The sequence below is a fragment of the Roseomonas sp. BN140053 genome (assembly GCF_047690175.1).
GTDB lineage: Bacteria > Pseudomonadota > Alphaproteobacteria > Acetobacterales > Acetobacteraceae > Roseomonas.
Map to the genome: position 1 here is coordinate 45,431 of NZ_JBLLEB010000026.1, position 18,094 is coordinate 63,524.

17 protein-coding genes are annotated in these 18,094 nt (G+C 72.9%); 11 read left to right on the forward strand and 6 right to left on the reverse strand.

The window, feature by feature from the left end; genetic code table 11:
• Window positions 1–356: 356 nt before the first annotated feature.
• The 3 genes from ACLIBK_RS19005 to gshB form a co-directional block, all read right to left on the reverse strand.
• Window positions 357–2,312 (reverse strand): bifunctional 2',3'-cyclic-nucleotide 2'-phosphodiesterase/3'-nucleotidase, encoded by a 1,956-nt coding sequence (locus tag ACLIBK_RS19005; RefSeq protein WP_415388870.1) that lies wholly within the window; start codon window positions 2,310–2,312, stop codon window positions 357–359.
• A gap of 448 nt (window positions 2,313–2,760) precedes the next feature.
• A complete protein-coding gene (locus ACLIBK_RS19010) occupies window positions 2,761–3,582 on the reverse strand; it encodes a mechanosensitive ion channel family protein (protein WP_415388871.1) in 822 nt (273 codons plus the stop codon).
• Window positions 3,583–4,013: 431 nt separating this feature from the next.
• A complete protein-coding gene (gene gshB, locus ACLIBK_RS19015) occupies window positions 4,014–4,982 on the reverse strand; it encodes a glutathione synthase (protein ID WP_415388872.1) in 969 nt (322 codons plus the stop codon).
• 87 nt (window positions 4,983–5,069) lie between these two features.
• Between gshB and ACLIBK_RS19020 the strand changes: the two genes are divergently transcribed.
• From ACLIBK_RS19020 to ACLIBK_RS19045, 6 genes are all read left to right on the forward strand, one after another.
• Window positions 5,070–5,924, forward strand: coding sequence for a shikimate dehydrogenase (locus tag ACLIBK_RS19020; protein WP_415388873.1), 855 nt, complete (start codon window positions 5,070–5,072; stop codon window positions 5,922–5,924).
• Between the two features lie 10 nt (window positions 5,925–5,934).
• On the forward strand, window positions 5,935–6,594 hold the full coding sequence (gene coaE / locus ACLIBK_RS19025) for a dephospho-CoA kinase (RefSeq protein WP_415388874.1): 660 nt from the start codon (window positions 5,935–5,937) through the stop codon (window positions 6,592–6,594).
• A gap of 37 nt (window positions 6,595–6,631) precedes the next feature.
• Window positions 6,632–7,321 (forward strand): DNA polymerase III subunit epsilon, encoded by a 690-nt coding sequence (dnaQ, locus tag ACLIBK_RS19030; RefSeq protein WP_415388875.1) that lies wholly within the window; start codon window positions 6,632–6,634, stop codon window positions 7,319–7,321.
• Between the two features lie 116 nt (window positions 7,322–7,437).
• A complete protein-coding gene (locus ACLIBK_RS19035) occupies window positions 7,438–8,403 on the forward strand; it encodes an acetamidase/formamidase family protein (RefSeq protein WP_415388876.1) in 966 nt (321 codons plus the stop codon).
• A 229-nt stretch (window positions 8,404–8,632) separates the two neighbouring features.
• Complete coding sequence (locus tag ACLIBK_RS19040) at window positions 8,633–9,142, forward strand: GcrA family cell cycle regulator (protein WP_415388877.1); 510 nt, start codon at window positions 8,633–8,635, stop codon at window positions 9,140–9,142.
• Between the two features lie 93 nt (window positions 9,143–9,235).
• Entirely contained in the window at window positions 9,236–10,327 is a 1,092-nt protein-coding gene (locus ACLIBK_RS19045; RefSeq protein ID WP_415388878.1) for a molybdopterin-dependent oxidoreductase, read from the forward strand.
• A gap of 56 nt (window positions 10,328–10,383) precedes the next feature.
• Here the strand turns inward: ACLIBK_RS19045 and ACLIBK_RS19050 are convergent, their stop codons facing one another.
• Window positions 10,384–12,522, reverse strand: a complete 2,139-nt coding sequence (locus tag ACLIBK_RS19050; RefSeq protein ID WP_415388879.1) for a PAS domain-containing protein — start codon at window positions 12,520–12,522, stop codon at window positions 10,384–10,386.
• Window positions 12,523–12,593: 71 nt separating this feature from the next.
• Between ACLIBK_RS19050 and ACLIBK_RS19055 the strand changes: the two genes are divergently transcribed.
• The 3 genes from ACLIBK_RS19055 (at window position 12,594) to ACLIBK_RS19065 (ending at window position 15,558) form a co-directional block, all read left to right on the forward strand.
• Window positions 12,594–13,199 carry a glutathione S-transferase N-terminal domain-containing protein gene (locus tag ACLIBK_RS19055; protein WP_415388880.1) on the forward strand — a complete coding sequence of 202 codons (606 nt, stop codon included), beginning with the start codon at window positions 12,594–12,596 and terminating at the stop codon, window positions 13,197–13,199.
• Between the two features lie 152 nt (window positions 13,200–13,351).
• Window positions 13,352–14,401, forward strand: coding sequence for an amino acid ABC transporter substrate-binding protein (locus ACLIBK_RS19060; RefSeq protein ID WP_415388881.1), 1,050 nt, complete (start codon window positions 13,352–13,354; stop codon window positions 14,399–14,401).
• The gene (locus ACLIBK_RS19065; RefSeq protein WP_415388882.1) at window positions 14,401–15,558 is read left to right on the forward strand and encodes an aminotransferase class V-fold PLP-dependent enzyme; all 1,158 of its coding nucleotides are present in this window, start codon (window positions 14,401–14,403) and stop codon (window positions 15,556–15,558) included. The genes ACLIBK_RS19060 and ACLIBK_RS19065 overlap by 1 nt, the downstream gene beginning before the upstream one ends.
• A 469-nt stretch (window positions 15,559–16,027) precedes the next feature.
• Here the strand turns inward: ACLIBK_RS19065 and ACLIBK_RS19070 are convergent, their stop codons facing one another.
• On the reverse strand, window positions 16,028–17,152 hold the full coding sequence (locus ACLIBK_RS19070; RefSeq protein ID WP_415388883.1) for a PAS domain-containing protein: 1,125 nt from the start codon (window positions 17,150–17,152) through the stop codon (window positions 16,028–16,030).
• A gap of 190 nt (window positions 17,153–17,342) precedes the next feature.
• Here ACLIBK_RS19070 and ACLIBK_RS19075 point away from each other — a divergent pair, with 190 nt between their 5' ends.
• Entirely contained in the window at window positions 17,343–17,720 is a 378-nt protein-coding gene (locus ACLIBK_RS19075) for a response regulator (RefSeq protein WP_415388884.1), read from the forward strand.
• A gap of 36 nt (window positions 17,721–17,756) precedes the next feature.
• On the opposite strand, the gene ACLIBK_RS19080 is transcribed toward ACLIBK_RS19075, so the two are convergent.
• Complete coding sequence (locus ACLIBK_RS19080; protein WP_415388885.1) at window positions 17,757–17,942, reverse strand: tautomerase family protein; 186 nt, start codon at window positions 17,940–17,942, stop codon at window positions 17,757–17,759.
• A 73-nt stretch (window positions 17,943–18,015) separates the two neighbouring features.
• On the opposite strand from ACLIBK_RS19080, the gene ACLIBK_RS19085 reads away from it, so the two are divergent.
• On the forward strand, window positions 18,016–18,094 hold a 79-nt coding region (locus ACLIBK_RS19085), incomplete at its 3' end, for a transposase (protein ID WP_415388209.1).

An 18,094-nucleotide genomic window follows, 5' to 3' on the forward strand; every position in this document is an offset into this window, starting at 1 on the left:
CAGCTCGGGTCGTGGGTGCGGGTGGCTGCGGTGGTTCTGAGGTGTTCGGGCCTGGGCCAGTGGGGCGCCGCCCCTCTGGACACCCCGCGAGGAGCCCGGGGCACCTCGTGTCTCATGAGTGCCTCCGGCGGGGGCGGGTCAGGACAACGCTGTCCTCAATGACTGCCGTCGGCCATCCCGCCCCCGCCGGAGGCGCTCAACGCGGCGTCCGGGGAGTTCGTAACTCCCCGGCTCGGGACAAAGGCTTCGCCTTTGCCCTGGGGTCCAGGGGCAGCGCCCCTGGCCACGGCTCTAGCCACCCCGACCAACCGACGCCACCGAAACCCCGCGGCGCCGAGGGCGCAGTCGGCGTGAAGTTAGTTGCCGAAGACCAGGCGGTACTTGGCGAAGCCGCCTTCGGCGGAGCCGCGGGGTTCGGCGCGCAGTCCGTTGGGCAGCTGGCCGGAGGCGGCGGGGCCGGTGACGAAGGTGGCGACGACGGAGGGGGGCAGCGGGACCAGGGACCAGTTGCCGTCGGCGGCGGGGCTGATGGTCTTCTCCTCGACGATGTAGCGCACCAGCACGTCGCGGTTCAGGTCGGGGGCGTCGATCACGATGGTCTTGCCGTCGGCGCCGGGGAAGTTGCCGCCGCCGCCGGCGCGGTAGTTGTTGGTGGCGACGATGAACTGCCGCTCCGGGTCGATCGGCTGGCCCTCGAAGCGCAGGTCCACGATGCGGTGGCTGTCGGGGGCGACCAGCTTGCCGTCATTGTCGTAGCGGGACGGCTGGGTGACGTCGATGCGGTAGGTGACGCCGTCGATGATGTCGAAGTTGAAGGAGGGGAAACGCGGGTCGATCAGCTCCTGCTCGGCGGTGGAGGCGGGGTCGATGCGGTTGAAGATGCCGGCGGAGCGTTCCAGCCATTCGCGCACCTGCGCGCCGGTGATGCGCACCGCGCGCACCGTGTTGGGGTAGAGGTAGAGGTCGGCCACGTCCTTGATGGCGATCGGGCCCGGCTTGACGTCCGTGTAGTAGTCGGGGCCGGAGCGGCCGCCCGCCTTGAAGGGGGCGGCGGCGGACAGGATCGGCAGGCCGCCCAGGCCCGCGGCTTCGGCGATGGAGCGGACGTACCAGATCTGCGCGTTGCTGACGATCTGCACGGAAGGGTCGTCGGCCACCAGCGCCCAGTAGCTGTTGATGGGCACGCGGGTTTCGCCCACGGGCTGGCGGACATAGGCCAGGGTCGCGTCGTGCTCGGTCTGCGCGGCGCGCAGCACCGCGGGGGCGGCGTCCACCTTGGCCTGGATGGAGCGGTCGGGCTTGCGCTCGTAGATCGGGCGCGCCTCCACGGCGAAGTTCGCGACCTTCCAGGCATTGTTCTGCCGTTCCAGCGCCAGGTCGATCACGCCGAGATGGCTGCCCCAGAAGCCCGCCATCACGGCGGGGACGCCGTGCAGCGTGCCCTTCACGTTGTCGGCGCCGGCGATACCCGCGAAGTCGCGCGTGCCGGGGAAGACGAGGTGCTGGTGGCCGGTGAACATGGCGTCGATGCCCGGCACCTTGGCGAGGTAGAGGGCGGCGTTCTCGGCGCCCGCCTCGCCCTCGCCGCCGGCGATGCCGGAATGGCAGAGCGCGATCACCAGGTCGGACTTTTCGCGCAGCGCGGGGAGGTAGTGGCGTGCGGCCTCCACGATGTCGATGGTGGTGGCCTTGCCGTCCAGGTTGGCCTTGTCCCACTGCACGATCTGCGGCGGCACGAAGCCGATCACGCCGATGCGCAGCTTGTGCTTAGTGCCGGCCTCGTCGGTCAGCTCGCGCTCGAAGACGCGGGTGGGCTCGATCAGCGGCGTGCCGTCGGGCTTGAACACGTTGGCGCAGACGGAGGGGAAGTTCTGCCCGCCCAGCGAGGTGCCGAGGTAGTCCAGCCCGTAGTTGAACTCGTGGTTGCCCAGCGTGCCGCAGACGTAGTCCAGCCCGTTCATCGCCGCGATGATCGGGTGCACCTGCCCGGGCTTCAGGCCGTGGCTGTAGGCCATGTAGTCGCCCAGGGGGCTGCCCTGGATCACGTCGCCGTTGTCGAACAGCAGGGCGTTGGGGACCTCGGCGCGGGCGGCGGCGATCAGCGTCGCGGTCTTGGCCAGGCCCACCGTGTCGTCGGTGCGGTCGCGGTAATAGTCGTAGGGAAAGACGTTGACGTGCAGGTCGGTGGTTTCCAGCAGCCGCAGCCGGATGCGCGCGGGGCCGGTCGCCCCCTGCGCGCGGGCGGCCACGGGCGCCAGCGCCGCGGCGGCACCGGCCAGCAGAAGGGGACGGCGAGAGATCGGAGCGGTCATGGGAACCTGCCGGGCACGGGGCCGAAGGGAAACCGCATTCTCCCGCCGCCCTCCCCCGCGATCAATCCCCACCCGCGCTGCGGTGGTACCAGCCTCGGGATTGGTTGCACTCGCGGGGGATGGTCCTGTTGGCCGCGGTTGGTCCGTGGTGTTCGGGCGTCGGCCAGAGGGGCTCCGCCCCTCTGGACACCCCGCGAGGAGCTTAGGCTCCTCGACCTCATGAGTGCCTCCGGCGGGGGCGGGATGGCCGACGGCAGCCATGATGGACAGCGCTGTCCAACCCGCCCCCGCCGGAGGCACTCAACGTGGGGTCCGGGGAGTTTAAACTCCCCGGCGGGGTCCAGGGGCAGCGCCCCTGGCCAACGCCAGAGCATCAGGGACAAACAGCCGCCACCGGAACACCCCCGCAGTGCGACCGACCCCGAGGCAGGCACCACCGGGGAGCGGGTCAGGCGGCGCGGGGCTGGGAGCGGCGGCGGTCGTCGTTGAGGGCGGCCTTGACCTGTGTGAGGACTTCGTCGCGGCTGCTGAAGACGTCGCGGGCCTTGGGGGGTTCGATCCACCAGCGGGCGCGCAGCACCACGCCGTCGCCGTCCAGGCCGACCAGCATGACCTCGGGGGCAGGGTCGGACAGGACACTGTCGGCGCGGCGTACGGCCTGGATCATCAGGCGTCGCTTGCGCTCCACGTCCTCGCCGTCGGAGATGGAGAAGTCGTAGTCCAGGCGGCGCTTCTCGAAGGCGGTGTTCACCGTGACGGTGCCGGTGAACAGCGTGGAATTGGGGATCACGACGCGGCGGCCGTCATAGGTGCGGATGGCGGTGGCGCGGGTCTCGATCTCCTCCACCGTGCCTTCGGTGTCGTTGACGCGGATCTGGTCGCCGATGCGGAAGGGCTCGGTCAGCAGGATCAGGATGCCCGCGAGAAAGTTCTGCAGGATGTCGCGGAAGGCGAAGCCGATGGCCACGCCGCCGATGCCCAGCACCTGGATCAGCTGCGCCGGCTGAAAGGAGGGCAGCGCGATCACCATGCCCACCATCACGCCCAGCAGCATGATGCCGCCCTGCGCCAGCCGGCCCAGCACCAGCCCGACGTTGCGGTGCCGCTGGCGCTTCGCGGTGAAGCGCGTCACCAGTTTTCGCACCGTGTTGGCGGTGAGGTGGAAGGCCGCATAGACCAGGAGGGCGATGGCCAGGTAGGGCAGGCGTTCCAGAAAGCCGCTCACCATGCCGTGGACCGATTGCAGGGCGGTGCTGAGGTCGAAATCCATGTCCCCCGAGACGCCTCAGCCCGGGGAAGGATGCGAGTTGAAGGCCGTTTTCCCCACCCGTTCCGCCCGGTGAACGGCCGCGGGGCGCCGGTTTTCCGGTGGTGCGGGCGGCGGGCGGACGGGTGGAATTCCTCGTTCCCTCACCCGTTCGGGTGATGGGCGGGGCTGCCGGCCGGGCGGGCCGGTGTGATGGTGGGCGGCATGCCGGTGGCGATCCCGCCGGGGCTGCTGGGCGGCCTGCGCGGCAGCGTCCTGGTCAGCCTGGACGGCGCCGCGCCGGTGCCGTGAGCGCGGACGCCGTTTCGCGGCCGGGCGGCCGGCGGGGTGAACCGCCGGGCCGTACTGGTCCGGCCGTGGCGCGTCGGTGGCGGCCGGAACGGGCCGCGGGCGCGGCCGGACGGGCTCTCTGCCCGCCGGGGCGGAACGGGTGTTCAGCCCGCCGCGGCGGGGGCGCCGAGGCGGCGTTCGATGGCGTCCCAGATGGCTTCCTCCAGGTGGACGCCGTCGAAGCGGGCGACCTCCTGCAGGCCGGTGGGGGAAGTGACGTTGATCTCCGTCAGGTGGTCGCCGATCACGTCGATGCCCACGAAGATCAGCCCGCGCTCGCGCAGCATCGGGCCGATCGCCGCGCAGATCTCGCGCTCGCGCGGGGTGAGTTCGGATTTCTCCGGGCGGCCGCCGACATGCATGTTGGACCGGGCCTCGCCCTGGGCGGGGACGCGGTTGATGGCGCCCAGCGGCTCGCCGTCCACCAGGATGATGCGCTTGTCGCCCTGCCGCACGGCGGGGAGGTACTGCTGGATCATCAGCGGCTCGCGCGACAGCCCGCCGAAGAGTTCCAGCAGGGCGGCGAGGTTGGGATCCTCGGGGCGCAGGTGGAACACACCGGCGCCGCCATTGCCGAAGAGCGGCTTGACGATGATGTCGCCGTGCTTGGCGCGGAAGTCGCGGATGCGGCGGATGTCGCGGGTGATCAGCGTGTCCGGCATCAGCTCCGGGAAGTGCGTCACCAGCAGCTTCTCGGGCGCGTTGCGGACCGAGGCCGGGTCGTTCACCACCAGCGTCTTCGGGTGGATGTGCTCCAGCAGGTGGGTGGCGGTGATGTAGGCCATGTCGAAGGGCGGGTCCTGGCGCATCAGCACCACGTCCGCCTCGGTGCCGAGGTCCAGGACCGTCTCGGCGCCCAGGGTGTGGTGGTTGCCGTGCTCGCGCCGCACCTCCACCGGCTGGGCGCGCACGGAAACGCGGCCGGATTCCAGCGCCAGGTCGCGCGGGTGGTAGTGCCAGAGCTGGTGGCCCCGGCGCTGGGCTTCCAGCATCAGGGCGAAGGTGCTGTCGCCCTTGATGTCGATCTCCCCGATCGGGTCCATCTGCACCGCCACCCTCAGCGCGCGCGCCATGCCGAGTTCCTTCACCCTGTGCGTCCGGCGCAGTTGGTGGCATCCCGCCTGCCGCAATACTAGGGGGTGGGTTCGGGGATGGCGGCTGTGGCGCTGACGGGGCATGCGCGGGTGGCGGGGGTGATGGGCTGGCCGGTGGGGCATTCGCGCTCGCCGCGGCTGCACGGCTTCTGGTTGGAGCGGCACGGGATCGACGGCGCCTATGTGCCGCTGCCGGTGCCGCCCGAGCGCTTCGCGGAGGCGGTGCGCGGCCTCCTGGCGGCGGGCTTCGCCGGGGCCAACGTTACGGTCCCGCACAAGCAGGCGGCCTTTGCCTGCTGCGACGTGGTGGAGGATTCCGCCCGCCGGGCCGGGGCGGTGAACACGCTGGTGTTCCGCGACGGCCTGATCCACGGCTCCAACACCGATGGCTGGGGCTTCCTGGAAAGCGTGCGGGAGCAGGCGCCGGGCTGGGAGGCCGCCGCGGGGCCAGCGGCCGTGCTGGGCGCTGGCGGCGCGGCGCGGGCGGTGGCGACGGCGCTGCTGGAGGCCGGCGCGCCGCGGGTGGTGCTGTGCAACCGCACCGCGGCGCGGGCGGAAGTGCTGGCGCGGGACCTGGAAGCGGCCGGGACGGGGCGGATCGCGGTGGCGGCCGACCCGCCCGCGGCGCTGCGAGGGGCGGCGCTGCTGGTCAACACGACCTCGCTGGGCATGGCCGGGCAGCCGCCGCTGGAGCTGGACCTCGCGCCCCTGCCGGAAGGGGCGGTGGTGGCGGACATCGTCTACGTGCCGCTGGAAACGCCGCTGCTGCGAAGCGCGCGGGCGCGCGGGCTGCGGGCGGTGGACGGGTTGGGGATGCTGCTGCACCAGGCGCGGCCGGGCTTCCGGGACTGGTTCGGCGTGCTGCCCGTGGTGGACGCGGCGCTGCGGGCGCACGTGGCGGCGGATATCCCGCTCCGCTAGAAGGCTGCGCATGCGCATCCTCGGCCTGACCGGCAGCATCGGCATGGGCAAGTCCACCGCCGCCCGCGCCTTCCGGCGGCTGGGGGTGCCGGTGTTCGACGCCGACGCCGCCGTGCACGCGTTGCAAGGGCCGGGCGGCCGCGCCGTGGGACCGCTGGCCCGGGCCTTTCCCGGCACGGTGCGCGACACCCCGCGCGGCGCCGCCGTGCACCGCGAAGCGCTGCGCCGCGCCGTGATCGGCGACGAGGCGGCGATGCGGCGGCTGGAGCGCATCATGCACCCGCTGGTGCGCGCGGCGGAGCGTCGCTTCCTGGCGGCGGCGCGGCGGCGGGGCGAGCGGCTGGTAGTGCTGGACGTGCCGCTGCTGTTCGAGACCGGCGGCGAGCGGCGGGTGGACGCGGTGGTGGTGGTGACCGCCCCGGCCGCCGTGCAGCGCGCCCGGGTGCTGCGCCGCCCGGGCATGACGCCGGACCGTTTCGCCGCCATCCTGGCGCGGCAGGTGCCCGATGCCGAGAAGCGGCGGCGGGCGCAGCACGTCATCCACACCGGGCTGTCGCGCCACGCCGCGCAACGGGCGGTGCGGGCGCTGGTGGGCCATGCGCCGCCGCCGCGACACCCTTCACGGCGGGGCCCGGCGCGGCCAAGTTCCCCCCGACCGACGTCGCCCTGACGCCGCCTTTTGCGCCATCCCCGGTGAGACCGCCCGCATGACCCGCGCCCTGATCCTGGACACCGAGACCACCGGCCTCGACCCCGCCACCGGCGACCGCGTGCTGGAGGTGGCGGCGATCGAGGTGGTCAACCTCGTGCCCAGCGGGCGCGAGTTCCACCGGGTGATCGACCCCGAGCGCGACGTGCCGGAGGAAGCCACGCGCGTGCACGGCTTCACGCGCGAGATGCTGCGCGGCAAGCCGGTTTTCGCGCAGATCCTTCCCGAGCTGCTGGACTTCCTGGGCGACGACCCGGTGGTGGCGCACAACGCGCCCTTCGACTTCAACTTCCTGGACCACGAGTTCGACCGCTGCGGCGTGCCGCGCATCGCGCGCTCGCGCATGGTGGACACGCTGGCCCTGGCCAAGACGCGCTTCCCCGGCCTGCCCAACAGCCTGGACGCGCTGTGCCGGCGCTACGGCATCGACAACACCATGCGCACCTCGCACAACGCGCTGCTGGACGTGCAGCTGCTCAGCCAGGTCTACCTGGAGCTGATGGGCGGCAAGCAGCCCGTGCTGGGCCTGGCCGAGCGCCACGTGGCGCCGCTCGCCACCGGCGCCGACGGCCAGCTGCGCACCCGCACGCCGCGCCCGATCGTGCCGACGCCGGAGGAGCTGGAACGCCACGCGGGTTTCCTGGGCAAGCTCAAGGACCCCGTGTGGTCCGGCTTCATCGAAGGCTGACGCGGCGGGCCGTGCGGCCCGGGTGTCGCGCGGGCCTTTCCGAACCGGGCGGGGTTGCGGGATACTGCGCCAAGCCGGCGCTTCCGCGCGCCGCTTGAACGCCCGGAGTGCCCTCCATGCCCGACACGCACCGCGTTTCCGCCACGCCCGACACGGTGCGCTGGGGCGCCTTCGACGCGGCCTTTCCGCCGGTGGCCAGCGTGGCGCCGGGCGACCTGGTGGTGCTGGAATGCATCTCCGGCGGGCCCGAGGCGCTGCCGCCCGCGGAGGCCGGGATGCGCGTGCCGGAAGCGCTGACGCGCTACCACGCCACGGAACCGGCGCGGCTGGGGCCGCATATCCTGACCGGGCCGGTGGAGGTGCGCGGCGCCGAGCCGGGCGACATGCTGCGCGTCGAGGTGGAGAAGATCGAGCTGGGCGCCGACTGGGGCTTCTGCGGCTTCCGCCCGCTGTTCGGCACGCTGCCGGAAGACTTCCCCTATGCGCGCATGCTGCACATCCCCGTGGACCGCGAGACGCGCACGGCGCGGCTGCCGATGGGCGCGGGCGTGACGCTGCCGCTGTCTCCGTTCTTCGGCGTGATGGGCGTCGCACCGCCGCCGGAATGGGGCCGCATCTCCACCAAGGAGCCGCGGGCGCATGGCGGCAACCTCGACAACAAGGAGCTGGGCGAAGGGGCGGTGCTGATGCTGCCCGTGCACGTGGCGGGGGCGATGTTCTCGGCGGGTGACGGGCACGGCGTGCAGGGCGACGGCGAGGTCTGCATCAACGCGCTGGAGATGTGCCTGACCGGGCATTTCCGGCTCGGGCTGGAAAAGGGCGGCGGCGCGGCCGACCCGGTGCTGCGCTTCCCGCGCGCGGAAACCGCGACGCATTTCATCACCATGGGCATGAACGAGGACCTCGACCTCGCGATGAAGCAGGCGTTGCGCGAGATGATCAGCTTCATCGGTGCGCGCGCCAACCTGTCGGCGGCGGATGCCTACCAGTTCTGTTCGCTGGCGGTGGATTTCCGCGTGACGCAGACGGTGAACGGCGAGAAGGGCGTGCACGGGATGCTGCGCAAGGGCCTGCTGTTCTGATGGGCGGCACGGCGATGGCGTGCGCCGGTGCGTTTCCGGTCACGCCATGTGCCGGAAGTGCCGCGTCCTGAAACAGTTCGGGAGAAGGTGCCGTGCAATGGCACGGTTCTCCCCAGGTTCCACAATCCGTCCACAACTTTTACGGGTGGAAAACGGTTCCGCATATTGTGGGGACGGCTCGGGGCGACCTACCGTATCTGGTAGGATAGCCGGGATTGGAGAGACCCTCATGGAGTGGACCGCTGAAGCGATCGACGCCTTGCAGGCCTTGTGGGCGGAGGGGCACTCCACGGCGGAGATCGGCCGCCGCATGGGGATTTCCAAGAATGCCGTGGTGGGCAAGGCACACCGGCTGAACTTGTCGGCGCGGCCCAGCCCGATCCGGCGCGAGGACGGCGCCGCCCGCGCGGCGCAGCCCGCGCCCGCCGCGGCGGAAGCGCGTCGTCCGGTCGAGGCACCGCAGCCGCAGGCCGCGCCACCGCCGCCCGCCGTGCTGCCGACGGTGCTGCCCGCGGCCGTGCGCGCGGAACGGCCCGCCGCGCCGCGCGCGGCCCCGGCGCCGGTGGTGCGATCCTTTCAGCGGATGGGCGGGCGTTCCTGCTGCTGGCCGCTGGGCGAGCCTGGCACGCCGGAGTTCCGCTTCTGCACCGCCGAGGCGGCGGGCGGCCGGCCCTACTGCGCCGAGCACGCTTCCATCGCCTACGTGAAGTCGCGCGACCGGCGCGAGGACGCGGCCTGACGCGACGCGCGGCCGGTTTCCCGGAAACCGGCCGCGCGCTGCCATCCCCTGCCCCGCTGCCGCGTTGCGGGTGAGCAGCGGGAGAGCGACTCCATGGTTCACAGCGGCAGCGCCCGGTCCGGCCTGATCGTCCATTCGCACCGGCCCTTCAACGCCGAGCCGCCGCTGGACCGCCTGCGCGCCAGCTTCCTGACCGCGCAATCCGATTTCTACGTGCGCAGCCACGGCGACGTGCCGCAACTGGATGCCGCCACGCACCGGCTGCGGGTGGACGGGCGGGTGGCACGGCCGCTCGACCTGTCGCCGGACGCGCTGCGCCGGGATTTCCCGCACAGCACGGTGCAGGCGGTGCTGCAATGCGCCGGCAACCGGCGTGGCGACCTGCGGCAGGTCCGGCCGGTGTCGGGCGATCCCTGGTCGGCGGGCGCCATCGGCTATGCTGCCTGGACCGGCGTGGCCCTGGCCGAGGTGCTGCGCGCGGCAGGGGCCGCGACGGGGGCGGAACTGCACGTCGCCTTCGCGGCGCCGGACGACTGCGAAGCCGAGGGGGAGCGCTACCGCTTCGGCGCTTCCATCCCGATGCGCAAGGCGCTGTCGCCCGAGGTGATCCTGGCCTGGGCCATGAACGGCGAGGCGCTGACGCCCGCGCACGGCTTCCCGCTGCGCGCGGTGGTGCCGGGCTTCGCGGGGGTGCGCAGCGTGAAGTGGCTGACGGGCATCACCGTGCAGGACCGGCCCAGCGACGCCCGGCCGCAGGCGCGGGACTACAAGCTGTTTCCGCCCGGGGTGACGGCGGCCACGGCGGACCCCGCGGCCGGACACACCATCGAGGAGATGCCGCTCAACGCGGCGATCTGCGAACCCGCCCCCTTCGCGGTGCTGCCGGCCGGTCCCGCCACCCTGCGCGGCTACGCGGTGGCCACGGCGCGGCGCATCGCCCGGGTGGACGTGTCGGCGGACGGCGGCCGCTGCTGGCAGCAGGCCGCGCTGGAATGCGACGCCGATGCGCCCTGGAGCTGGTGTTTCTGGCAGGCAGTGGTGGAGTTGCCGCCCGGCGAGCACGAGTTGGCGGTGCGGGCCTGGGACAGCGCCGGCCAGACTCAGCCGGCGCGACTGGACGACACCTGGAACTGCAAGGGCTACCTCAACGCCGCCTGGCATCGCGTGCGGGTCCGCGCCGGCTGATCCCCGGCGGCGCGCGGGACCGGCATGATCGGGCCCGCGTGGTCAGGTCGGCGTTGTCAGGCGGCCGGGGTGGGGCCGGGGGTTTCCATCATCTCGCGCACGCGGGTGGCCATGTGTTCCATGGCGAAGGGCTTGGTGATCATGGCCATGCCCGGTTCCAGGAAGCCGCTGGCCAGGGTGGCGTTCTCGGCGTAGCCGGTCATGAACAGCACCTTCAGCCCCGGCCGGGCTTCCCGCGCCGCTTCCGCCAACTGGCGCCCGTTCAAACCGGGCAGGCCGATATCGGTCAGCAGCAGGTCGATGCGACGGCGGGAGCGCAGGATGTCCAGCTCCGCCAGCCCGTCCGCCGCTTCCAGGGCGCGGTAGCCCAGCTCGTGCAGCACCTCCAGCATCAGGCCGCGCACCACGGGCTCGTCCTCCACCACCAGCACCGTTTCGCCGTCCTCCGCCTGGTGCGCGGGGGACAGTTCGGGCAGCGCTTCCTCCACCTCGCCCTCGCCACGGAAGCGCGGCAGGTAGAGCTTCACCGTCGTGCCCTGGCCGAACTCGCTGTAGATGCGCGCGTAGCCTTCGGACTGGCGGGTGAAGCCGTAGATCATGCTCAGCCCCAGCCCGGTGCCCTGCCCGATCGGCTTGGTGGTGAAGAAGGGGTCGAAGGCACGCTCGGCCACGTCGGGCGTCATGCCCGTGCCGGTGTCGGTGACGCTGAGGCAGACATACTGGCCGGGCTTCACGTCGCGCAGCTGCGCGGCATAGGTGCTGTCGAGGTGGGCATTGGCCGTCTCGATCGTCAGGCGGCCGCCGGCGGGCATGGCGTCGCGGGCGTTGATGGCCAGGTTCAGCAGCGCGCTTTCCAGCTGGTTCTGGTCGCAGCGCGTCAGCCACAGCCCGCCGCCGAGTACGAATTCCAGCGCGATGCGCTCGCCCAGGGTGCGGCGGAGCAGCTCCTCCATGGAAGCCACAAGCGCGTTGACGCGCACCGGGCGGGGGTCCAGCGGCTGGCGGCGCGCGAAGGCCAGCAGCCGGTGCGTCAGCGCCGCCGCGCGCTGCGCCGAGGCGGCGGCGGCATCCACGAAGCGGCCGCTTTCCGCCGCCCGGCCCCCGTCCAGGCGCTTCCGCACCAGGTCGAGCGAGCCGATGATGCCCTGGAGCAGGTTGTTGAAGTCGTGCGCGATGCCGCCGGTGAGCTGGCCCACCGCCTCCATCTTCTGCGACTGGCGCAGCGCGTCCTGCGCCAGTTCCAGCTCCGCCGCGCGCTGCTTCTCGGCGGTGATGTGGCGGCCGCTGGCGTAGAGCAGCTCGCCTTCCGGCACCGCGCGCCAGGAGAACCAGCGGTATTCGCCGTCGCGGTGGCGGAAGCGGTTCTCGAACTGCTGCGCCGCGCCGGGAGCGGCGCGCAGCAGCGACTCGCGCGTCGGCGCCGCGTCCTCGGGGTGGAGGAAGTCGGGCAGGCCGCGGCCCACCACCTCGGCCGGCGCGTAGCCGAGGATCGTGGTCCAGGCGGGGTTCGCGGCGCGGAAGATGCCGTCGGCGTCCAACACCGCCAGCAGGTCCTGGGTGTTGCGCCACACCCGGTCGCGCTCGCGCGTGCGCTCGGCGACCTGGCGCTCCAGCGTCTCGTTCAGCTGGCGCAGCTCAGCCTCGCGCGCGCGCAGGGCGGCTTCGGCCAGCATCTTGCCGGTGGTTTCCACCGCGGCGCAGAACATGCCGGGGATGCGGCCCTCGGCGTCGCGCAGCGGGGAATAGGAGAAGGTGAACCAGGTCTGTTCCGGCGCGCCGTTGCGTTCCAGCGTCAGGGGGAAGTCCTGGAAGAAGGTGGCCTCCCCGGCATAGGCGCGGCGGATCAGCGGCCCGATCTCGGGCCAGGCTTCGGGCCAGATGTCCTGGAAGCGCCGGCCCAGCGCCGCGGGGTGGCGGCAGCCGAGCATGGGGATATAGGCGTCGTTGTACAGGCAGGCGCCGCCTTCGCCCCAGAGCAGGAACATCGGGAAGCGCGAGCCGAGCATCAGCCCCACGGCGCTGCGCAGGGCCAGGGGCCAGTGTTCCGGCGAGGCGGCGGGAAAGCCGGCCCAGCCGAAGCTGCGCAGGCGCGCGCCCATTTCGCCACCGTCCGACAGGAAGCCGTGATCGTGCTGTTCCGCCACCCAGGCCCGCCGTCCGCCACCATTCCCCGGACGGCGACGCCGAGCCGCCATCCGGGCGCATCCATAGGCCGCCCGGCCTGCGCCGGCCAGGGGAATGCCGCCGCGGCGCGGGGTGCGGCGCGGTGAGGCTGCTCTTCGCCCCCACCTCTCCCTTCGCGCGCAAGGTGCGGGTCGCGGCGATCGAGCTGGGGCTGGGCGCGCGCATCGCGGCGGTGCCGGTGGACCCCTGGTCGGATGCGGGGCTGCGGGCGCTGAACCCGCTGGCCAAGGTGCCCGTGCTGCTGCGCGAGGACGGGCGGGCGATCGCCGAATCCGCGGTGATCTGCGAGTATCTCGACCATCTCGCGGGCGGGCGGCTGTTTCCCCCGGCCGGCGAGCCGCGCTGGCAGGCCCTGGCCCTGCAGGGCGTGGCGGACGGGATGAGCACCGCTGCCGGGCGCCTCTTCGCCGACGAGCGGCGGCCGGACAACGAGCGTTCCAGCGCGGTGATGCGGCGCCAGGCGGCGGCGATCGAGGCCGGGCTGGACCGGCTGGCGGCGGAGGCCGCGGCGCTGTCGCCGGTGCTGGCGGATATCGGTGCGGTGGCCGCGGCCTGCGCCCTCGGCTACCTCGACTTCCGCTGGCCGGAACGCGACTGGCGGCACGGCCGCGACGGGCTGGCGCGCTGGGCGGCGGTGGTGGCGGCCCGGCCCTCCATGGCGGCGACGCGGCACGCGCTGCCGGGTTGACGGGTGCGGCGGCCGGCCGGGGGTGTTCGGGCCGGAGGTGCCGCCTTCCCCTGGCCGGAGTCGTCCGGAGCAGCCACCCGGCGCGGCGCGGGCGTTGCCTTGTTCCGGCGCGCGGCCGATGCTCCGGCCCCATCGCTGCACCGGGGAGTTCCATGAACCGTCACGCGTCCCATCACCACCGGCGGGGGGTGCTGCCCGCCCTGGCGGCCCTGTTGCTGCTGCTGCCGGCCGCGCTCGGCCTGGGCGGGGCGGAGGCGCAGGGGCGCCGGACGCTGGAGGTGGTGCGGGCGCGCGGGGTGCTGTCCTGCGGCGTGCTGGGCACGATCTACGGCTTCTCGGCGCCCGACAGCGGCGGGGTGATGCGCGGCATCGATGCCGACAGCTGCCGCGCGGTGGCGGCCGCGGTGCTGGGCGACGCGAACAAGGTGCGCTTCGTGATGCTGGCGCCGCAGAGCCGCTTCACCGCGGTGCAGTCGGGCGAGGTGGACGTGCTGTTCGCCAACACCACCTGGACGCTGGGCCGCGACGCCGCGCTGGGCATGACCTTCACGGGGGTGAACTACTACGACGGCCAGGGCTTCCTGGTGTCCCGGGCTTCGGGCATCGCGCATGCCGAGCAGCTGGACGGCGCCACGGTGTGCCTGCTGGCCGGCGGCACGGCCGAGCAGAACCTGAGCGACTGGTTCGGCGCCCGGAAGCTGCGCTTCACCCCCGTGCTGATGGAGCAGCAGAACGAGATGGTGCAGGCCTTCGGCGCCGGCCGTTGCGACGCGATCACGCAGGATGCCTCCGCGCTGTCGGCGCATCGCCGCACGCTGGGACCGGACCGCTTCGTGATCCTGCCGGAGCTGATCGGCACCGAGCCGCTGGGCGGCGCCGTCGCCAAGGGCGATGACCAGTGGTTCGAGATCGTGCGCTGGACCCACAACGCCGCGGTGATGGCCGAGGCGCTGGGCGTGACCAGCAACAACGCCGAGGCGATGCGGGCTTCCGCGGTTCCGGCCATCCGGCGGCTGGTGGGCACGGAGGGCGATCTCGGCCGGCAGCTGGGGCTGGGCGCCAGCTGGGCCTTCGACCTCGTGAAGCAGGTGGGCAATTACGGCGAGATGTGGGAGCGCAACATCGGGCCCACCGGCGTGGACCGCGGCCGCAACCGGCTGTGGCTGGAGGGCGGGCTGCAGTTCTCGCCGCCGATCCGCTGATGCTGCGCTCGCATCGCGAGCTGTTCGAGATCCCGCGCGAGGTCGCCTATCTCAACAACGGTGCCTTCACGCCGCTGCCGCGCGCCGTGCGCGAGGCCGGCGAGGCCGGGGTGGCGGCCAAGAGCACGCCCTGGCGCATGGACCCCGAGGCCACGCGCGAGCGGGCCGAGGCGGTGCGTACCGCCGCCGCCCGCTGCATCGGCGCCACGGCGGACGACATCGCCATCGTGCACTCCGCCGCCTACGGCGTGGCCACCGCGGCGGCGAACCTGCCGGTGGAGCGCGGCACGCGCATCCTGCTGATCGAGGGCGAGTTCCCTTCGCAGGCGTTGGAATGGGCGCGGCTGGCGGAGGAACGCGGCGCGGTGCTGGACCTGGTGCCGCGCCCTGCGGATGGCAACTGGACCCGTGCGCTGCGGGAGCGCATCGCGCAGCCCGGCCTGCCGCCTGTGGGGGTCGCGGCGCTGACGCCGCTGGTGTGGACCGACGGCACGCTGATCGACCTCGAAGCGCTGGCTGCACCGCTGCGGGCGCAGGGGGCGGCGATCGTGGTGGACGCCACCCAGGCCGCGGGCATCCTGCCGGTGGACGTGGCGCGGATCGGCGCGGATTTCCTGGTGTTCCCGACTTACAAGTGGCTGCTGGGGCCCTATACGCTGGCCTTCCTCTACGCCGCGCCGGGGCGGCAGGGTGGCACGCCGCTGGAACAGCACGCCTTCAACCGCGTGGGCGGCGCCGCCCTCTTCGACGGCCGGCTGGGCCCGCCGGTGCCCAGCGCGCGGCGCTTCGACATGGGCCAGCGCTACAACCCCGTCTCCCTGCCCATGGCGCTGGCCGGCATGGCCCTGCTGGAAGGCTGGGGGCGCGAGGCGATCCGCGAGCGGCTGCGCGCCAGCACCGATGCCCTGGCCGAGGCGGCTGCCGGTTTCGGCCTGCTCCCCACGCCCCGCGCGCTGCGGCCGCCGCACATCCTGGGGCTGCGCGTGCCCGCGGGCGTGCAGGCCGGCACCCTGGTGGCCGCCCTGGCCGAGAACGGCGTGTTCATCGCGGAACGCGGCGACTCCCTGCGCGTCGGCGCCCATGTGTTCAACGACGCCGAGGATATCGACCGCTTCCGCACCGCCCTCGGCCCGGCCCTGGCGCGCAGCACCGGCTGACGCGGTCCGGGCTGGTCTGGGTGCCCTGGCCGTGGCCGTGGCCGTGGCCGTGGCCAGGAGGCTCTGCCTCCTGGACCCCAGGGCAAAGGCAAAGCCTTTGTCCCGAGCCGGGGAGTTACGAACTCCCCGGACCCCGCGTTGAGTGCCTCCGGCGGGGGCGGGCCAGGACACCATTGTCCACTGGGCTGACGTGGGCCAACTCGCCCCCGCCGGAGGCACTCATGAGGTCGAGGAGCCTAAGCTCCTCGCGGGGGTTCCAAGGGGGCAGAGCCCCCTTGGCCACGGCTAGCCAACCCAGGACCACCCGATCCGCCGGTCAGTCGTCCGCGTGCCCGGCGGTGTTGCCCTGGCCGCGGCCGGGGGACCAGACCGGGTCGGGGCGGCGCCACAGGCCAGGGTCGCGCATGGCGGCGGCCAGGGCGTCCCCGCCCCGGTTCGGCGGGAGGGTGGTGCTCCCTTCCCGCCCCCTCTAGTTCGGCGCAGCGCGGGGAAACACCAGCCGCACCGTCGTGCCGCGGCCGGGGGTGCTGCTGATGGCCAGCCGGCCGCCAGCGCCGTCGACGAATTCCAGCGCCAGGAACAGGCCGAGCCCGGTGCCCTCGCCATTGCCCTTGGTGGTGAAGAACAGTTCCGTGGCCCGCGCCAGCACCTCCGGCGTCATGCCCGCGCCGGTGTCGGTGACCGACAGCTCCACCGCCTCGTTGCCGTTCAGCAGCGCCGCCGCTTCCGGCGCCGGCACCGCCCGGGTGGCCAGGGTGATGCTGCCCTCCCCGGCGATGGCCTCGGTGGCATTGCGCACGAGGTTGGCCAGCACGAGCTCGAGCTGCCCGGCATCCAGCCGCACCGGCAGGGCTTCCGCCGCGAGGCAGAGGCGGAGCGGCACGCCGGGGCGGCTGCCCGCGGCCAGCCGGGCCTCGGCGCCGCGGGCCAGCGCGTTGAGGTCCACGGCCTGTTCCCCGCCGGACTGCCGCCGCGCCAGGGCCAGCAGTTCCGCCGCCAGCCGGCCGGCCCGCCGGGCCGCCTGGTCGGCGCGGCGGAGGTAGCTCGCCTGGCGTTCATCGGCCGCGAGATCCGCGGCGCGTTCCACCGTGCCGACCACCACCGTCATCAGGTTGTTGAACTCATGCGCCACGCCGGAGGCCAGGGCGCCGATGCTTTCCGCCCGTTGCGCCTGCCGCCGCGCCGCTTCCTTACGGGCGCTGATGTCGATCTGGCTGGCGAAGACGTAGACCAGCCGCCCTTGCGGGTCGAAGACCGGGCTGAGGTGCAGGGCGTTCCAGAAGCCCGTGCCATCCTTGCGGTAGTTGTAGACCTCGCCGTCGAAGCTTTCGCGCGCGGCTAGGGCGCGGCGGATGCGCTCCACGTCGGCCGGGTCGGTGTCCGGCCCCTGCAGGAAGCGGCAGTTGCGGCCCAGCACTTCCTCGGGCCGGTAGCCGGTCAGGGCGCAGAAGGCGGGGTTGGCGAACACCACCGGGCAGTCCGCCAGGTTGGGATCGGCGAGCACCATGGGCATGCGGGTGGCCTGCACGGCCGCGCGGAACACGTGCAGGTCCTGCAGGCCCTGGCCGGAGGCGGCGATCTCGGCTCCGCTCACGGAAGGCAGGGGCTGCTGGTGCATGGGGTGCTTCGGTCGGTCCGGAGAAGGAACGCCCGGGAGGGCGGGACGCCCGAGCGCGTCACGCGGTCGTGTTGCGACAGCCCGGGGTTACAGCGAGTTAAAGACTGTACGGTACTGCACGGTTGCCGGATGAACGGTGTGCGCGGGAAGAAGGGTTGGTGATTTCTTGTCAAAAGGTCGCATCCTGCTGGTCGAGGACGAGACCTGCATCCGGGAACTTCTCGCCGAAGCCCTATCCGAGGCGGATCACGAAGTCCTGGAAGCCAGCGACGGCGAGGAAGCCATGGCGATGCTGGACGGGCCGGACGGCTTCGACCTGCTGCTGACCGACGTGCATTTCCCCGGCCGCTTCGACGGTCTGGACGTGGCGCGCTGCGCCCGCCTCCGCAAGCCCGGCATTCCCGTGGTCTTCGCCACGGGACGGCCGGACACGGTGGCGGCCTTCGGGGTGCTGGGGCCGCGGGAGCTCTGCCTGGCCAAGCCGTTCAGCCTGCGCGAGGCGCTGGGCGCGGTGTCCCACCTGCTGGAGGCGAGGCCGGCCTGACGGGCCGCTTCGCCGCGGCCCGCGCCCGGCGGCGGTTCAGCGTTCGCTGAACGGCACCCCGCCCTTGGCCTTGGAGTCCAGGGCGGATTCCACGATCTGCACCGTCACCGAGGTGGCGGCCACCCCGAAATTCTTCACCATGGCCTCGGTGAGGTCCTTCATCAGGCCGCGCTTCTGTTCGGCGGTGCGGCCGGCCGCGGCGAAAACGACGATCTCGGGCATGGTGCCCTCCCCTTGCGAATGAGACGGCAGCCTAGAGGCTGTTGTGGACTGAGGGGAGGTCCAGATTTGCGGGATGACCCGCAAGGCTTATCCGTCCGACGTATCCGATGAGGAATGGGGTCTGGTCGCACCCTACCTCGTGCTGCTGCCCG